Raw genomic sequence first — 17,102 nt, forward strand, 5'->3', positions numbered from 1 at the left:
CAAAATCTTAAAATGAATCAAGATTCAAAGAACGGAGATCACGAACACAAGAAGCCAGAAAACGAACCGCCTTCCTGGAAAGATTTGCGTGACAAAGCGCGAAAAAAGCTTGAGGATACACTTAAAAAAAAACTTAAAAACCGAGAAAAGGGGTCATGGGATAAAAGAATTTCACGAGGTGCCAGGCTAAAACTAAACCGTCTTTTTGATAAATTCCAAAGTAAAGCTGAGCCTGAACAGAAAAAAAATAAAACTGAGGACGAAAACAGCTCCAATACCCCTGATTCGAAAGAACCACCAAAACAAAAGAATCCTCATCAGGCAGGTGCTGAAAAAAATAAGACGCAACGACGACAACCTCCCGAAGATAACAGCACGGACGAAGGTCAATCAAACAAAGGTGAGTCCACCAAAAAATCACCGCAACAAAAAAATCAAAAAGCTTGGGAAAAGAAATTTAGTATGTTTCTTTACAGAAAATTCGAAAAACTAAAAGGCATTGGAGGATTCGCCTACCAAGGATTAAAAAAAATAAGACGAGACAACAAAGAACACATTCTTGATGATGACAAAATATTTTCCCAGATGCCTCCAAGTCGCTTTGAAGAAGCTGAGGAAACCACAAGATTTGGCGAAAAAAAGAAGGTTGACCGCTTGATGGACTATTTTGGTCGCACCAATCGTGATCCATTCAAACATAATGGTGATTGGCTTAATCCGGACATGCGAGAAATCAAAATCGTTGTGAACTCAATTGATTCCAACCTGAGAGATGCTCTCGGCGATATTTTGAATAAGTTTAAAAAAGAAATTGACCCTGCCTTCGGACACGCCAAAGTCGAACCACTCGAACTGATTAGCGATCTCGAAATGCTCAACGGAAATATTTGTACGCTGGGCATCGTCTCGTCACACGATCTCGCCCAAGATGTCGCTGCCAGACTAGAGACTGGTAAGAGCAGAGACGACATAGCAGAAAAAATCTCAGGCGGTGTTGTCGATTTTTTTACCAAAAACTGGAAACGAAAAACTACTTCGACTGCAATCGTATTAGCACTGAGCATGGCGGCAAATCCCTTATTTCTAGGTACTTTTTTTGTACCAAAAGCACGCCGATTGATTTTCGAGAAATGGAAAAAACTTGCCGACAGAGAAGCACCCCAAATCGACTCTGAAAAAATTTACAAACTTCTGCAAAGCAAAGACCTCAAAGCCTTGCGCGCACTGTCGCTCGGCAAAGGATACAATCTGGAAATTAATAATTTGCCAAGAAAGATGCGCTGGCTCGAGATTGGGACAGGCTGGTGTTTTTTACCATCCGTAAAAAAAGATTCTCCTGATCAGGCCTTGGTTTATCGAGACAAAGCGATTGTCGCCCGAGACACTGGTGCGACCGTCAACCCAAAATTCATTGTTAAATCACCAGCCGCATGGGAAGTGTTCTTTCAGCACATTGGCAAGAAATACGACAACGGCACGGATCTCCCGCTCAATGGCAAAGTATTCACGGACGATATCAAAGCGACAGGGAGCAAATTTTTCCTTCCGCCTGATATCGGAACTGTCCAAAATCTCGACCTCACAAATGTCGCAGGCACCGAAAACTCGTTGCGTGTCAAAACTTTGCGAGAAATAAAAGGCGATGTCACAATCCCATCTAATGAGGTTTTGGAAGAATTTCCTAATGGTGTGATTTACCGGGGCAACAAAGAAAATTTGCAGAATCTAGATCAAGAGGTAGTCAGAAAAAAATTTAAATTCGCAGAAGCGGATAAAAAACCAGAGCCCGAAGCAGAAGTAACGCCAGAGGCAAAAGTGGAGGCAGAAACAAAGACCGAGCCAAACTCAGAAAATAAACCTAAGCCCGAAGCTGACACTAAGCCAAGTCTAGAGCAAAACCCAAAATTAAAGACTGAGACAGAAGCAAAGCCAGAATCAGAAGTAGTACAAAAGCCAGAAGCAAATCTCGAATTCAATATAAAATTCAATATAAAATCAAGCCCCGAAGCAAAATTAAAGACAGATTCGAAGCCAGAATCAGAAGCAAAGCCAGAGCCAGACTCAGGAAATAAACCTAAGCCCGAAGATAAAGATAAGCCAGACTCAAAACAAAAGAAGCATCCTGCCAAAAAAATGCGTAGCTTCTTTACTAAGATCAAAGACGCTTGGAAGAATAGTTAAAAGCAAACCTTTCTGCTAAACTACCCTTTGTCCTTTAACCTTTTTAAAATGACTAAAACTTTTGGTCCTGGCTGCGGATGCGGCGGTTGCTCGTTCGGTCCTGGCTGCGGTGGAAACTGCGGTAGCTGCGGAAAATAATCACTCGCGAATTTTCGCGACGAAAACCGATCCGAATTGGCTGAGCTCTTGAATAATTTCTCGACTCGGTCTCTTTCGGAATAAGCCGAAGACTGCCGAGCCACTCCCCGACAGACTCGCGATCGCTGAGCCCGATTTTTCGAGCTGTTTTTTGATTTGCCGAATTTCAGAAAACTCGCGAAAGACGATCCTCTCAAAATCATTAGTTAGGGTGCAGGGATTAGGTTTTAGGGAATAGGTTTTGGAAACAAGATTTTTTTGTTTGATCTCTGTCCCCTGACCTCTAGTATCTATTTTTTTATTATTATTTTTCAATTTTAATTTTTCAATTTTAATTTGGTCGTACGCCCATGCGGTCGAAATCTTAATCGGCGGAACCACGACCAAAGCTTCGCGTGGAAATTGCTTCGGCAGCGCAATCGGCTCGAGCAGCTCTCCCCGACCGCGACCACGACAAACTCGTTTCGCGAGGAAAAATGGAACATCCGAACCGAGACTCGCCGCGATTTTGTGCAGTTTTTCAGGAGTAATTTTAAGCCCCCAAATTTTTGGCAAAGTTCTCAAAACAGCCGCAGCATCCGAGCTCCCACCGCCGAGTCCGGCTCCGAGCGGAATTTTTTTGCGGAGCGAAATCTCAACACCCGGACTCCCCGGCGCAAATTTTTGCAAAATCCATGCTGCCCGAAAAACAAGATTCTGTTTTGTCGGAATGTCTGCATTTTCGACATTCACCAAAATTTTCGAATCACTGCGCAGACGAAATTCCAGCTCGTCGAAAACTCCAATCCGCGCAAAAATCGTATCGAGCTCGTGAAAACCATCCGCGCGCTTGCCGAGAATTTTGAGTCCGAGATTGATTTTTGCGAAGGCTTTTACTCGTAAGGCGTTAACCCCCGAGTTAACTCGGGGGTTAACTCGCTCGCTGTTTTTTTTGATTGGAATCATTTTTTCAGCAAAATTACCGCAAAAACCTGCAACCCCTCACCGCGTCCGAAGCTCGTCAACTCCTCACCCGTCGTCGCGACCAGTCCGATTTTGGCGGAATCAGTTTTCAAAAGTTCCGCTAATTTTTTCCGAATTTTGGGAAAGTGTTTTTCGAGCTTCGGTCTCTTGCCTTCGATCGAGATTGCCAGATTCTCGATGACAAAATCCTGCGCGCGCATTTTGGCGAGCACGACCTGCAAATATTTTTGCGAATTCTTCTCGCCGCGCGCACACATCGCGTCGGAGAAAGTCGAGAGCGAACCGCCGCCGAGCGCGGAGGAAATCGCATTCGTCAGCGCGTGCAAAATCACATCGCTGTCAGAATTACCTTCCAGTCCGCCAGCCGCTGAAATCTGCAAACCGCCTAAAAACAGAGCTTTCCTTACTCCAGAGAAACGGTGTGAATCATGACCGAGTCCGATGCGTCTGGAACATGGAGCATGGGAGATGGAACATTTTTCTAAATCAACTGGATGTGTGATTTTGAAATTTCCCGGATCCGCTGGAATGATTTTGATTTTTGCGCCAGCGAGCTCAGCAAGCTGAATTTCATCAGTGGCTTCAATTTTTTGCGAACGCGCAATCCGCAAGCCCTTTGCCAAAAATTCTTTTTTCACCAGCTGCGGCGTCTCCATCAGCCAAATTTTTTCACGATCAAGCGTGGTCAAATTTTGGCGCACAGTAGAAGTCGCACGGTGCGCGACCGCCGCCGCATCGTATTTCTCGAGCGTTTTCGCGAGACGCGTAATTTCATCCGGCGTCGCGAAAGGATTCGCCGCGTTGTGAACCAACACGGTTTTTTCAGCACAAAACTTCAGACCAATCGCCAAGCTCTCCTGCCGCGAGTCACCACCCGCCACAATTTTGGAAACTTTTTGGCAATCCACCACCAGCTTTTTCGCTCGCGCAATTTCAGACTGCGGCACGACCAAAATCGTCTCGGTAATCTCGGGCGATTTTTCGAACAGCTCGATCGAACTCAGAAAAATTTCTTTACCTTCGATTTTCACGAACGCTTTGGGAGTGCTTTTTTTCAAGCGTTTCCCGCTGCCGGCTGCGAGCAAAATCGCGGAAATTTTCATCGGAAAGAATTTACGACGGCGAGAATATTTTTGATTGTCGGCGCACTCGTTAACTGGTGGGTTAACTCCAGTTCGCGCAAACTCTTCGCGGTCAATTTGGCAATCTCCGGAAAAGCGATTTCGCCCGCGAGAAATTTTTGACCCCAGAATTCTGAAATCGCCGCAGCTGCCGCTGGAAAAATTCCACCCTTCTCTGCTGCCGCGAGAATCGTGAAAAAAAGCGGATAGCGCGCCTTTTCGATTTTGCGGAATTCGAGATTTCGACCGACGAGATCAAGCGGCGCGACGGAATCGTCCTGGCGCACACCGTCAAAAAGCGCGAGCGAGATGGGCAATTTCATCGACGGCTGCGACATTTGCGCGAAGAGATTGCCATCGACCGTCTCGACCATCGCGTGAACGAAACTTTGGGGATGAATCACCGCCTCAATTTTCTCGAGCGGAAAATCGAACAAGTGCGCCGCCTCGATGATCTCAAAAGCCTTGTTTGCCAGCGTCGCACAATCCAAAGTGATTTTCGCACCCATCGCCCAAGTCGGATGGCGCAAAACTTTTTGCGGTGAAATTTTGGGAAATTCACTGAGCGGTGTATCGCGCAACGCGCCACCCGAAGCCGTGAGAATGATGCGCCGCACCTTGTCACGCGGGACTTTTTGCAAAAGCTGCCAGACTGCGGAATGCTCGGAATCGACTGGCAGAATTTTGACACCAAATTTTTTTGCCTGCGCAATCACGATTTTCCCCGCCAAAACGAGACTTTCCTTATTCGCCAGCGCGACGGAATTGCGCGCGCGAATCGCCGCGAGCGTCGGCGACAGACCCGCCACGCCGGAAATTGCCGACACGACGAGGTCGCATTTTTGCGCGGCTAATTTTTCAAGTGGAAGAATCTTCACTTTGCTGTACTCAGTAGTTAAACCCCGAGATATCTCGGGAGTTAACGGTAGCTCAATCGAGATAAATTTCGGCTGAAATTCACGAATCTGCTCTGCAAGCAGCTCGAAATTTTGCCCACCCGCCAAACCGATAATTTTGAATTCGCGCGGAAATTCGCGGACAATTTCGAGCGTCTGTCGTCCGATTGAACCAGTCGATCCGAGAATGATTAGATTTTTACGCACCAGTGGATTTTAACTGAAAAGCTTGTCTTTCGGTGCAAAATTGTTAAAATCTCGCCAATGAACGACGAAAATTCACAGAATTCGAATCCATCCGCCGATGCGGGCGCGACACCGCCACAGGATGACGCTGCTGCGCAGGTGAAATCAGCTTCGCCACTCCAATCCGAGGACGAACTCTCGGAGGATCAATTCATCACGGGCGGCGACGACCACAGCTTCATCACAGGCGTACCAGTGCCCGCGCATCCGAGCACGCAATTCGACGAAAAGAAATTTCTCGAGCTTTTGGCGAAATCAATTTCCCTCACCAAAACTGAAAAACAGCGCATTATCGCGAGCATTCCGAAGCTCAGCCAATATCAGATTGACGAGTTGATGCGCATTTTCGAAGAAGAACAGCGCAAATTTTCTGAACTGAATAAGAAACACGAAGACCAGCTCAAGGCAATCGAGGATAAACACAAAAACGATTGGAACGACATCGAGCTGCAAGCCAAGCAAGACGAAAAGAAGAAAAAGGACGAAGATGAAGCCGACGCGCTCCGCCGCAAAATGGGATTGAATTGATTTAAACGCGAATCTCGAAATTGTTTTGAGACTTGAGCTGCGTAGAGTTTTTGAATATTTTCAAGGTTCTGGAGGTAATTTTTAATTCTTAATTTTGTAATTTTTAAAAATTTGCAGACTCCCGCAAGTTCAAGTTTATAAATGAACCGTTCATTTTTCTGCTAGCTCAAATGTGTGGTTCGAATTATAAATTCAAACCAGCACAAGTCTTCCTTCTCTTCTAATCGGGGCATTCATGCCCCGATCCACGGCATGAATGCCGTGGTTAAAATTTGTAAACTACCGCAAGCTCAAGAAATGACTGACCCAATGACCCTCCGAACCTAATGACTCAAAGACTTAAGAACTCAACAACTCAATGACTTAACGACCCTCCGAACCTAATGGCTCAAAGACTTGTTGTCTCAACTTTCTTTTGAGTCGATTTTTTCGCACCGCAGTAAGGACAGACTGACCAGCTTTTGGAAACAAGTTTGTGGCATTTTTTGCAAGGACGGCGCGCCTCCTCACCGCAGCTCGGACAAAATTGGAAATTAAGCGGTAGCAATCGATCACACTTCGGACAAGTCTCCTCGCTTTCGGTGAGCACGCGCTGTTCGAGCGTCTCATGGTATTTGTCGACGAGTGTTTTTTGCGGACGCACGATTAGGTAAATCAGCAGTCCGGGTAGATTGAGCGTGATTACAAGTAAGATTGAAAACACCTGAAAAAGCAGACTCTTGCTGCGAGCAACCGCATCGCGTGCGACCCAAATCACAATCGCGACCAGCACGACAAAAAGATACGCGAAGACGCCACGCAGGCTGACTTCGAGCCAATTCGAAGGATCAAAATTGGTGAGATAGTCGAGTGCGGCGTTCATAAATCAGGAGTTTTAATGTGTAATTCGCCGCGCCGTTCTTCACGCGCCGCGATCTTCATCCGCAGTGTGATGCCGGCGGCGATGAGTGCCAACACGAGCGTGAAGTACTGACTCGCCCGCAGCACACCAAAGGTCGGCGCCGAATCACCGCGCAGGAAATCCAAACAGAAGTACATAATCGAAAGTGTGAGCAGCAAGAATGTCCCGGCTTTACCGGCGCGCGCTGTTGTTTTGAAAATAAATGAAGCTGCGGCAAAAAGTCCGAGCATGATGACTGCCGCGTAAAGCTGAACTGGGTGGAGCGGAATGGTCGAATAACCCACTGCGTCTGGATTGGTGAAAGTGACACCCCACGGCAACGCCGTCGGAATACCGTATTCGCTCCCTACGAAGAATGTACCGATGTGGTGAAAAAAAAGCACCGGCGCGACAGCCAGCATGATGAGATCGAGCCAAGTGAAAAAGTTTTCATTGTAACGGCGTGCCAGCAAAGCCAGCATGCCGAGCAACCCCAGCGCCGCGCCGAAGAAACTCAGACCAGCCGTGTTGCCCCAAGCAAACGGAAAATCAAGTAAGGAAAAATTGCGGAGCAGAACCTCGGCAAGTCGGGCAAAAAACAGCGTCACGAGCAGCAGCCAGAGAAAATTATCCGCAAGAAATTGAAGCATCACGCGCTTGCGTCGCGCTGCCAGAAAAAGCTCGCCCGCACCCAGTAAAATCCCAATCACAAGCGCAATGTTGTAAACCGGAAAGTAGATTCCCGCTAATTCAAAAAATGGCCACATCGCCACGAATTTTACGCCGAAGACCGCAAATTTTAAAGTAAATTCAGTCCAGCAAAAACAATCACCAAGCTACCAACCAAGAATAACAGAGCAGTGTGCCAAAAGCACCAACTTGTGAATTTTTCACGCAAGAAAATCAAAATTCGCAGAAAAATAAATGTGCCAGCCAAAAAGTGGATTGTTAAATTATCGCGCAGTGTTAATTCAGCCAAAACCGAAATGCGTGGAATTTGCACATAAAATGAGATTGTACCAAATACGAGATAACCCAAAAAAACCGCTGCCAATAAATCAACAATCTCTGAAAATCCAATCCAAAATCGATTGAATCTTGCCCGTCGTTTCAGGACCTTAATACTTTCAATCCGCCCGATATCCTTCTGCTCTCGCGGCGGAAACAAAAATTTCCACATATCGCGCCAGCCATCCAAGCGAGTTTTGCCTTCCGAAGGCACGATAATTTCAGTAATGTGGAAATAAAACTTGCCAAATTTTTTAGAAAAATCCGGAGCAAAATTACTAAAACCATCTTTAAGTTTTTGCCATTGCTCGCTTAAGTCCACATCTTCCTTGGGCGGATCTCCGCCTTGCAGTAAAGCATAAATTTCGTCTCCAGACGGAGGCAGGTCGGAGCTGACTGCAGCTTGGGTGACAGCCGACGGCATCGCATTCGGATCAGGAAAATCAGCTTCTGATTTTTTCGTGAGGTCTTCCTCATCAGCGTTGGAATATTTGGCGGCATTTTCGATTGCGCTGGTAGACTTTTTCTTGTCACCGAAATTTAAAGTAACCAGGCTTTTAAAACTACCAGTGAGCGTGCGCTTCTCGAGATCGATTTGACGCTCGGCCTCTTTTATTTTTTTCTCTGCCAGCTCTCGCGCGCTATTTTTCAGCGCGTAAGCCTTTTCATCCTCGGAAGCGTCAGCGGCAAAAATATAGTTAACTCTCTTGAAACTAAACTCATCTTCAAGCCGCTCGAAAACCACCTCTGCGCTTTCTTCAAACATCTCTCCGGCAAATTCTTGACCATTAATTTCAGTCACAGAAAATACAAACGACTTCGGACAATCTATCGGCCGACTAACATCCAACGACAAAATTGCCATCCCGACTTTATTAATCCGCTCACGCGCATCCTTTTCGTTTTCTGCCTCAAAGCTAGCAACAAGCTTTTTCTTGGCGGAATTCGAAACGGCTGTGAAATAAAATTTGGTCAATGTTTTGGTTTTTGGTTTTGAATCGTCCCATTTTAACACATCAGAGCTTGATTCTCAAGTCGAGAAGTGCCCGCCGAAAACTCTCGAGCGCCTTGCGAAATTCAAATTCGGACGGCGTGAAATTAAGCTCGTGGGCGAATTTGTTGCGCATCTTGTGCGCGAACCACACGCCATTTTTGTCGGCGAAAAGCCGCTCCGCCTGTTTGAGCTTCTCGCCAAGCGGACCACGAAAGCCGTATTTTCCAAGCACGAAGTCGAGTAATTTGTCCGCTTCGAGAATATCGTTTTTGGGATTTTTTCCGAGACCAATCATGCGCCACTGATTGCGAACGAAAGCCATCTCACCTTCACTCAGTTTTTTGGGGCGGCGGTAAATGCTGAGCACAAAAAAAATCGCGAACACGGCGACAGCGATACTAAGCAGAAAGGTTGGGTTCATGCGCCGCGAATTTCCTGCAAATGGCGAATCCGTTTGGCGATGAGCGCGGGTGTGCCAATATCCCGGCGGTGGAAAAGTTTGCCTGCGATTTGATTAATCCCTGTCTCCGCGATGCGCTCCGCCGCGGTCAAATCATCGGCAATACCGACGACCGCAATCGCGCGCGATGCGCCAGTCAAAATCCGACCAGCGGCATCGACATCAACCGCCGCGTAAAAAATTTCACAATTTTCCGGCAAACCCAAGACGCGGATTTCTTGTCCGGCAAGCGGAATGTTCGGATAACCCTCTGGCACAAGGTATTTCACGACTGTCGCCTTTTTTTCAAATTCGAGCGGCAGTGAATCTAAACGACCAGCAACAACCGCGCGACAAACTTCGATGAAGTCCGTTTTGAGAATCGGAAAAACATTCATCGCCTCGGGATCACCGAAACGCGCGTTGTACTCAATCAGCTTCACGCCATTTTTGGTCGCGATGAAACCGCCGTACATCACCCCGCGAAAAGTCTCGCCTGTCTCGGTCGTGAGTGCCGCCAGCACTTGCTCCGTGATGGCACGCGCCGCCGCCAAATCTGCGGCTCGCAAAAATGGGAGCGAGCCGGTCTCGTCAGAGTAAGTCCCCATGCCGCCGGTATTCGGACCGAGATCGTTTTCGAACGCGCGTTTGTGATCTTGCGAAACCGGCAGCGCCGCCAGCGTTTTGCCGTCGGTCAAAAACATCGCCGAGAATTCCTCACCGATTAATTTTTCTTCAATCACAACGCGACCATCCGCGTTTAGGCATTCGAGCGCGTAATGCAAACCATCGTCGATGCCATTCAAATGATCACCGACGACTTTCACGCCTTTGCCGCTTTTCAGCCCATCTGCTTTGACGACGAATTGACCGCCCAATGCTTGCATGAAACTCCGCAGCGCGAGGCGCGCCTCATCGTCGTTGTCGAATTTGGAGAAAACGATAAATTCTGGATTGCCGGGAATGTCGTATTTTTGCAGCAAATCACGCGTGAAACTTTTGGAAGATTCCAAACGCGCCGAAGATTGGCGCGGTGCTACCACGCCGACACCGAGCTCTTCGAGTAAATTCGCCGCACCCGCCGCGATCGGCGCCTCGGGTCCGACGACCGCCAGCTCCGGTTTTTCTTTTTCGACTAATTTGCGCAGCGCGACTAAATCGGTCAGCGAAGTAGCTTTTTCGTAAACCGTCGCGAGCTTTTGCAAGCCTGGATTGATTTTGTCGGCGAAAACGATGAGCTCGGGTTTTTGCGGTGAACGCAGAACCGCTGCGCCGATTGCGTGTTCGCGCGCGCCGTTGCCAACCAGGAGAAATTTCATTTGGGAAAATTAAATTAAAGCAGTGTCATTTGCTTGTCATCGCTCTCTTTGCGACGCGAGCACTCGCGGCATTTTTCGACTGAAGCGAGATATTTCGCGGTCACCTCTTTGGTCGGATATTTGCCGTCAAAACAAGCCGTGCAGAAGTGTGGAATTTTGGTCTTTTCAAATTCGCAGGCGCGAATGAGATCCGGCAGTGGCAGGTAAAAAACAGCGTCCGCTTTTAATTTTTTAGCAATCTGCGCAGTCGAAAGTTTGTTGGCGATGAATTCTTTTTTGGACGGCATGTCTACACCATACACGCAGGGAAATTTGAGTGCGGGCGCAGCTGCCGCGAAATAAACTTTTTTGGCTCCCGCTGACCGCACCATCTCGACGATCTGGCGCGAAGTATTGCCACGCACAATCGAGTCATCGACGATCAAAACATTTTTTTTACGCAGCTCGAGCGGCAGAGGAACTAGTTTGTGGCGAATGGATTTTTGGCGTTTCGCTTGCGTCGGCATGATGAAAGTCCTACCAATGTAGCGATTCTTAATCAAACCCTCGCGGTAACGCACACCGAGCTCATTCGCGAGCGCGAGCGCGGAACTGCGCGAAGTGTCGGGCACGGGCACGACCACATCGATTTGAATTTTCGCTTTGCGAATTTCCCGCGCGAGATATTCGCCTGCACGCAGGCGTGAACGATAGACGGAAATATTGTCGAGCGTCGCGTCCGGGCGCGCGAGGTAAACATACTCGAAAATGCAGGGTGCCCAATTTTTGGGAGCGAGCTGCTGCCGCGCAATTTTGCCATCGGCGGAAAGCCAGACTGCCTCGCCCGGCTGCACATCGCCAATTTTTTCAAAACCGAGCGTCGCGAAAGTCGGATCCTCACTCGCGACTGCGAGCTCGTCGCGTTTGGAATTTTTGCGAATACCAATCGTCAGCGGGCGCAAACCCTGCGGATCGCGCAGCGCGAGAATACCGTGACCCGCGACGAGAATCACGGCGGCGTAACTACCCTGCACGCGCTCAACTGTTCTCTTGGCGGCGGCGAAAAGTTTCTTGACTGAGAAAGCTGCCATTTTTTGCTTACGCAATTCACGGGAAAAAACATTGAGCAAGACTTCTGAATCGCTCGAAGTATTGAGATATCTCCCCTCTTTTTTGAGCTCGCGGCGCAGTTTCTCGGTATTCGTGAGATTGCCGTTGTGGACCAATCCCAGACCGAGCGGCGAATTGACGAAAAAGGGCTGCGCCTCCTCCGGTGAATAACTGCCCGCCGTCGGATAACGCACATGCCCAATGCCAATCTTGCCAGTGAGCTCGAGAATGTCAGCGGCACCGATCACATCGCGCACGAGTCCCGCGCCGCGTTTCGTGTGAAATTGTGCGCCGTCGAAAGTCATCACGCCTGCCGCATCCTGACCGCGGTGCTGCAGCGTCGCGAGTCCATCGTAGATTTCGCCGACGACTTCAGAATTTGCCGTGATGCCGATTACTCCACACATGAATTGAATTTTAAATTTCTAAACAATTTTGGATTTTTGAGATTCTAATTTTAATCTTGTTTTAAAACTTAAAACTTAGAATTAAAAATTCTCCGCGGCGCGGAGCGTGTTTTCAATCAAAGTCGCCACCGTCATCGGTCCGACTCCGCCCGGGACGGGCGTGATGGCGCGTACAATTTTCTCGACATTTTCGAAGTCGACATCGCCGACCAATTTACCATCGAGCTGCGCGCAACCCGCATCGACAACCACGCAATTTTTCTTCAACATTTCTGCGCGAATCAAATGTGGCACGCCGGTCGCCGAAATTATGATGTCGGCATTTCGCGTAAATTCAGCTAAATTTTTGGTGAAAACATGACAAACCGAAACAGTCGCGTCGCGATTGAGGAGCAGCATCGCGAGCGGTTTGCCGACGATATTGGAATGTCCGACCACGACGACATTTTGACCCTTGAGCGGAATTTCAGACTCATCGAGCAAGCGCAAAATCCCCGCCGGAGTCGCGGGCAGCAGCGTCGGCAGCTTCAGAAATCCGCGCCCGAGATTGAGCGGATGGAAACCGTCGACATCTTTCGTCGGAGAAATTCTTTCCAGAATTTTTTCCGTGGAAATTTTCTTCGGCAAGGGCAACTGGACGATAAAGCCCTGAATTTCATGATCAAGATTTAATTCGTCGATCGTCGCAATTAATTTTTGCTCAGAAACAGAACTTGGCAAATTCACCTCGCGAAAAGCGAAACCGACCTTTTCGGCGGCGCGGCGCTTCTGGCGCACATACGAAACACTCGCGGGATGCTCTCCGACCAGAATCACTGCCAGCCCAATTTTGAGTTTTTTCGCGGCGACTTTCCGTTTGACCGAATCCAAAATTTTCGCGGAAAGTTTTTTACCGTCGAGCAGCATCAAGAGAAAAGAAAAGCCCCGCAAACGAGGCAGAAGCATTTTAGAAAAAATGCGCTGAAAACTCAAATGCGGCGCAAATAATTAGTCACTAAAAAAAACCGTCAATTTTGTTGACTCCTCCATCGCATTATTTTAATATAGAGCCTTGCTCTCAAAATTTTCCAGTTCAAGAAGGTTGTTTTTATACTGAAAATGTGATAAAATGGCGAGAATCTTTTACTAAAAATTAATCCTATCCTCATGTCCACCCCTCAGAAAGACCCGAACGAAAAGGCTAAAAAACCTTCTTTTTGGGAAAAGTTGAGCGAACGCAGCACAACAGCAAGCGGAGGCGGCTCGCTCGTCGACGCGATTGTGCGTCAAGCCGAAAAAGAGGCCAACGGAAGCATGGGCAATAATCTGCGCGAAGATAACAACGAAAAGAAAAAGGCGCTCTCTCTACTCGCAAACTCTAGAACACTGCTCACTGTAACAATTCTCGTAGTCCTCGGAATCTGGATTTATTTCTGGACGGTGTTGGATTCAAACAATTACTTATATGGAAAACTTGGACGGGAAAATATCACAACCGAATTAAATCGCAAGACAACACTGATGCAGCAAGCGCAGGCGGACATTAGGGATTTGAAAAAATTCAACAAACTTTTACAAGTTGAAAATCTCGCTAATAATGTTCTAACACTTGATCTCGAAAGTCAGATTTTAAATTACGAACGACCGACGGGAGAAAGAGTCGTACCGCGAGAAGACTCAACCACGGTTTTACTTAAGACAACTAATAGCGCTGGTGAAGTGGTTTATCTTTCGGAGGCTGAGATTTTGGGACTAGAACAAGAGCGTTCAGGACAACTTGAGAAAACTCGCACGCTACTGCAAAAAATTATTACGCAAGCGATTAGCCTAGAAAACACAATCAGTACAGGCGCCAAAATTGAAGATTCACTTAATATTTTAGTTACCGAAGTTACCGCCATCAATCCGGACGAAAGCAATTTCCCGTCGGCGATTTCTAAATCTCATTTTGCGGCCGCTCAAGCCGCCGCGACTTCGATTTTGAAAAATGTGAAAAGCATGAACCTGGAAAATCTAGTAACCGACATCAAAAAACAAGTTAACCTGATTGATGTGTCCGGTCTCGACAAAACAGCCAGTCAAGTCATCGCCGATATCAAAACTATTCTCGCGAAAATTTCCCCACAACAGAGCAGTACTTTTGAGACTGCCTTCGATGAAATCCATGAACTCGATCTTTCCAAAATCACAGATACGAATCTTTACCAGGAAATAACTCGCATCATTGGTGATCAACGCACCAATAACAGCGACTCCGATCTCGCAACTGCCGCCGTAATCACGAATAACATGGGACGCATCAATGCTATAGGTACATTACGCGCTAACCGCATTGCGTGGTCAGCGGTGATTGAACGCGCCGAAAAAATAGTGCGTCTCGGCTCCGATTTGACGCGTGACACCGACGGAACCCCAGCCAATGCCAATCGCGACATTGACCCAAACAATACGCTCGTACGATTGACGAATTACTCGGGCAAGTCTAGTAAAGGCATGATTGAAATCAGCGGTAGTGCTTACGGCAAAGAATCGTATATCGCCAGAACTTTTACATTGGTCGCCGATCTCATTGATGCGCTTGAATCCAGTAAATACTTCAGAGATGTCAAAGGCTTCGCGTTTTCGCGCGAAGAAAGTCGCGACGGCGGCATCTCATCGCCAATCAATTTGCAATTCTCTCTGCAGGATTTAGCCGTACCAGACAAACGCGACACTCTCGTCAGTGGACAAACTGAAATTAGCGAAAGAACTTCAAACGCTGCCAGCACGACAGAGACGATGAACCAAGACGATTTACAAAATTTGGAATTTAGCTTTCCCGAACCGCAAGTGACAGACACGGTCACAACGAGCGAGCCAGAACCAACCAATGTTTTTGACGCGCTCGACACAACTATCAATAACTAAAATTTAATTTTTTTCAATGACAACTTACACTGCCCACTTGCGACAAAGCGCGAACATTCGTTTCGCCCTGATTGCTGCAATTTTGGTTATCACGGGAGTCTTTCTGTTCTGGCCGGACTACAAACAATTGCAGTCTAGTCTCGCAGAAATCGCCAAGCTTGATGATCAAATCAAAAGCGTCTCGCTTGAGCTTGAAGGTCATCGCGATCAGTACCGCATCTTAAAAAATGATTACGCGCTCGCTGCTGTCAGAGACGAAAGCACGATCACGACAATCCTACCTCTCACCGCTAATGAAACCGACATTGTCCGTGCGCTCGAGCAACAAGCTCGAGACATCTCAGGCGACAACAGCTCGTTAGTTTTGAACTCAATTAATATCGGATCTGCTAACAATCAGGACAAGAGTGACTACCTGGCTTTGCCAATCAAAATTAGTCTAACTGGCACAAAGGAAAAATTGATGTCTTTTTTACACACACTCGAAAAAACTGGCGGCGCTGCAGAAAATAGCGAGGCAAGCACGCGCCTAATCAGCGTGCAGGACATTAACCTTCAAGCTAAAGACCGAGGGGCGCAGACTGAAGCTTCGAATGAGGAAATTAGTATGGAAATTTCTGTTAATGCTTATTTCCTGCCAACGCTCCAGGAACAAGCCGCTTCTGCTAAATAATCTGGACAATAAATATCCGTGATAAATATAAAAAAATAAAAAAATGGAAGACAAAATTGTCAAACTCCAGAACGCCATCATCTCCTGCGACATACCGCAAATTGCGGCAGATGTCGTCGAGGCTGCAATCGACATCGGTAGTTCTGATATCCATATCGAACCAAGCGAATACACCGTCAGAATTAGATTCCGCGTCGATGGCATCCTGCGATCGATCATGGAATATCCGCCTTCACTGCATGCCGCCGTCGTCAGTCGGTTTAAAATCATCGCCAATCTCAAAATTGACGAAAGTCGCATTCCTCAGGACGGACGCATGCAAATCACCACCCCGGACGGACGCGAACTAGATCTCCGTCTCTCGACTCTGCCAACCGTCCACGGCGAAAAAATCGTGACTCGTATCCAAGATCGCTCGCGCAAAATTCCGAAACTCGAAGAACTTGGCATCGAACCGCACAATCTCAAAATTTTAAAACGGGCGATTGCCGCTCCCAACGGGATCCTGCTCACAACCGGTCCAACTGGCTCAGGCAAAACAACCACGCTTTATGCCTGCCTCGCAATTCTGAACACTCCTGAGGTCAATATCATGACCATCGAGGATCCAGTCGAAATTCAAATGGACGGACTAAATCAAAGCCAAGTCTATCCGGCGATTGACTACACCTTCGCCTTCGGACTGCGCACTGGTCTCCGTCAGGATCCTGACATCATGATGGTCGGAGAAATTCGTGACCGAGAAACGATTGATGTTGCGATTGAGGCCGCCCTGACCGGACATCTCGTCTTGTCGACAATTCACACGAATTCAGCCATCTCGACTATCACTCGTCTCCTCGACATGGGCGCAGCCGCCTTCCTCATCACAGCAACAGTCAATGCCATCATCGCTCAACGGCTCGTCCGCAAAATCTGTGAACACTGTAAAACTGAGACCGTCATCAAGCCAGCCATTGAAGAAAAGTTGCGCCGAGCAATCGCCTCGATGAACCCAATCCAGCGTGACAAATTAGGGTTAAAAGAAGGAGCACCACTCAAAATTTACCACGGTGAAGGTTGCGAGGAATGCGGACACACGGGCTACAAAGGACGCATCGGTATGTACGAAATTCTCGAGATGAACAACGCCATTAAAGAATTGATTCTCAAAAATGGAACTCCGCTCCAAATGGAAAAACAAGCCATCGCCGATGGCATGAAAACACTTGAACACGATGGCGTCGAAAAAATTCTCGCGGGCATCACGACACCAGAAGAGGTTTACTCAGTCGCCCGCACGACCGAAGAAGAGCACGCTGACAATGTCGAAAAATTAAGTTAAATAATTCCTT

At 47.6% G+C, this 17,102-nt stretch carries 15 protein-coding genes; 5 read left to right on the top strand and 10 right to left on the bottom strand.

The features are described from left to right. Positions 1-12: 12 nt before the first annotated feature. A complete protein-coding gene (locus WCV72_01720; GenBank protein ID MFA6458090.1) occupies positions 13-2,181 on the top strand; it encodes a hypothetical protein in 2,169 nt (722 codons plus the stop codon). 138 nt (positions 2,182-2,319) lie between these two features. On the opposite strand, the gene ispE is transcribed toward WCV72_01720, so the two are convergent. Genes ispE through dxr form a run of 3 tightly spaced genes read right to left on the bottom strand, consistent with a single transcriptional unit; the run spans position 2,320 to position 5,506 of the window. Continuing rightward, complete coding sequence (ispE, locus tag WCV72_01725; GenBank protein ID MFA6458091.1) at positions 2,320-3,264, bottom strand: 4-(cytidine 5'-diphospho)-2-C-methyl-D-erythritol kinase; 945 nt, start codon at positions 3,262-3,264, stop codon at positions 2,320-2,322. Beyond that, positions 3,261-4,385, bottom strand: coding sequence for a 2-C-methyl-D-erythritol 2,4-cyclodiphosphate synthase (gene ispF, locus WCV72_01730; protein MFA6458092.1), 1,125 nt, complete (start codon positions 4,383-4,385; stop codon positions 3,261-3,263). Before ispF ends, ispE begins: the two co-directional genes overlap by 4 nt. After that, positions 4,382-5,506 carry a 1-deoxy-D-xylulose-5-phosphate reductoisomerase gene (gene dxr / locus WCV72_01735; GenBank protein MFA6458093.1) on the bottom strand — a complete coding sequence of 375 codons (1,125 nt, stop codon included), beginning with the start codon at positions 5,504-5,506 and terminating at the stop codon, positions 4,382-4,384. Before dxr ends, ispF begins: the two co-directional genes overlap by 4 nt. Positions 5,507-5,563: 57 nt before the next feature. Between dxr and WCV72_01740 the strand changes: the two genes are divergently transcribed. Then, entirely contained in the window at positions 5,564-6,073 is a 510-nt protein-coding gene (locus tag WCV72_01740) for a hypothetical protein (protein ID MFA6458094.1), read from the top strand. Between the two features lie 388 nt (positions 6,074-6,461). On the opposite strand, the gene WCV72_01745 is transcribed toward WCV72_01740, so the two are convergent. The 7 genes from WCV72_01745 to WCV72_01775 form a co-directional block, all read right to left on the bottom strand. Then, a complete protein-coding gene (locus WCV72_01745; protein ID MFA6458095.1) occupies positions 6,462-6,935 on the bottom strand; it encodes a zinc ribbon domain-containing protein in 474 nt (157 codons plus the stop codon). Then, a complete protein-coding gene (locus WCV72_01750) occupies positions 6,932-7,720 on the bottom strand; it encodes a prolipoprotein diacylglyceryl transferase family protein (GenBank protein ID MFA6458096.1) in 789 nt (262 codons plus the stop codon). The genes WCV72_01745 and WCV72_01750 overlap by 4 nt, the downstream gene beginning before the upstream one ends. A 32-nt stretch (positions 7,721-7,752) precedes the next feature. Then, on the bottom strand, positions 7,753-8,937 hold the full coding sequence (locus WCV72_01755; GenBank protein MFA6458097.1) for a hypothetical protein: 1,185 nt from the start codon (positions 8,935-8,937) through the stop codon (positions 7,753-7,755). A 40-nt stretch (positions 8,938-8,977) separates the two neighbouring features. Then, the gene (locus WCV72_01760) at positions 8,978-9,376 is read right to left on the bottom strand and encodes a hypothetical protein (GenBank protein ID MFA6458098.1); all 399 of its coding nucleotides are present in this window, start codon (positions 9,374-9,376) and stop codon (positions 8,978-8,980) included. Continuing rightward, positions 9,373-10,713: a phosphoribosylamine--glycine ligase gene (purD, locus tag WCV72_01765; protein ID MFA6458099.1), complete on the bottom strand. Its 1,341-nt coding sequence runs from the start codon at positions 10,711-10,713 to the stop codon at positions 9,373-9,375. Before purD ends, WCV72_01760 begins: the two co-directional genes overlap by 4 nt. Positions 10,714-10,727: 14 nt before the next feature. Next, on the bottom strand, positions 10,728-12,209 hold the full coding sequence (purF, locus tag WCV72_01770; protein ID MFA6458100.1) for an amidophosphoribosyltransferase: 1,482 nt from the start codon (positions 12,207-12,209) through the stop codon (positions 10,728-10,730). Positions 12,210-12,290: 81 nt separating this feature from the next. Beyond that, complete coding sequence (locus WCV72_01775) at positions 12,291-13,154, bottom strand: bifunctional 5,10-methylenetetrahydrofolate dehydrogenase/5,10-methenyltetrahydrofolate cyclohydrolase (GenBank protein ID MFA6458101.1); 864 nt, start codon at positions 13,152-13,154, stop codon at positions 12,291-12,293. Between the two features lie 201 nt (positions 13,155-13,355). On the opposite strand from WCV72_01775, the gene WCV72_01780 reads away from it, so the two are divergent. From WCV72_01780 to WCV72_01790, 3 genes are read left to right on the top strand one after another with little or no spacing between them, the layout of a single operon-like run. Further along, positions 13,356-15,095: a hypothetical protein gene (locus WCV72_01780; GenBank protein ID MFA6458102.1), complete on the top strand. Its 1,740-nt coding sequence runs from the start codon at positions 13,356-13,358 to the stop codon at positions 15,093-15,095. Positions 15,096-15,111: 16 nt separating this feature from the next. Continuing rightward, on the top strand, positions 15,112-15,768 hold the full coding sequence (locus WCV72_01785) for a GspMb/PilO family protein (protein ID MFA6458103.1): 657 nt from the start codon (positions 15,112-15,114) through the stop codon (positions 15,766-15,768). 43 nt (positions 15,769-15,811) lie between these two features. Further along, on the top strand, positions 15,812-17,092 hold the full coding sequence (locus tag WCV72_01790) for a GspE/PulE family protein (protein ID MFA6458104.1): 1,281 nt from the start codon (positions 15,812-15,814) through the stop codon (positions 17,090-17,092). Positions 17,093-17,102 lie beyond the last annotated feature (10 nt).

This window comes from Patescibacteria group bacterium (assembly GCA_041665585.1).
Lineage (GTDB): Bacteria > Patescibacteriota > Gracilibacteria > JAHISY01 > JAHISY01 > JAHISY01.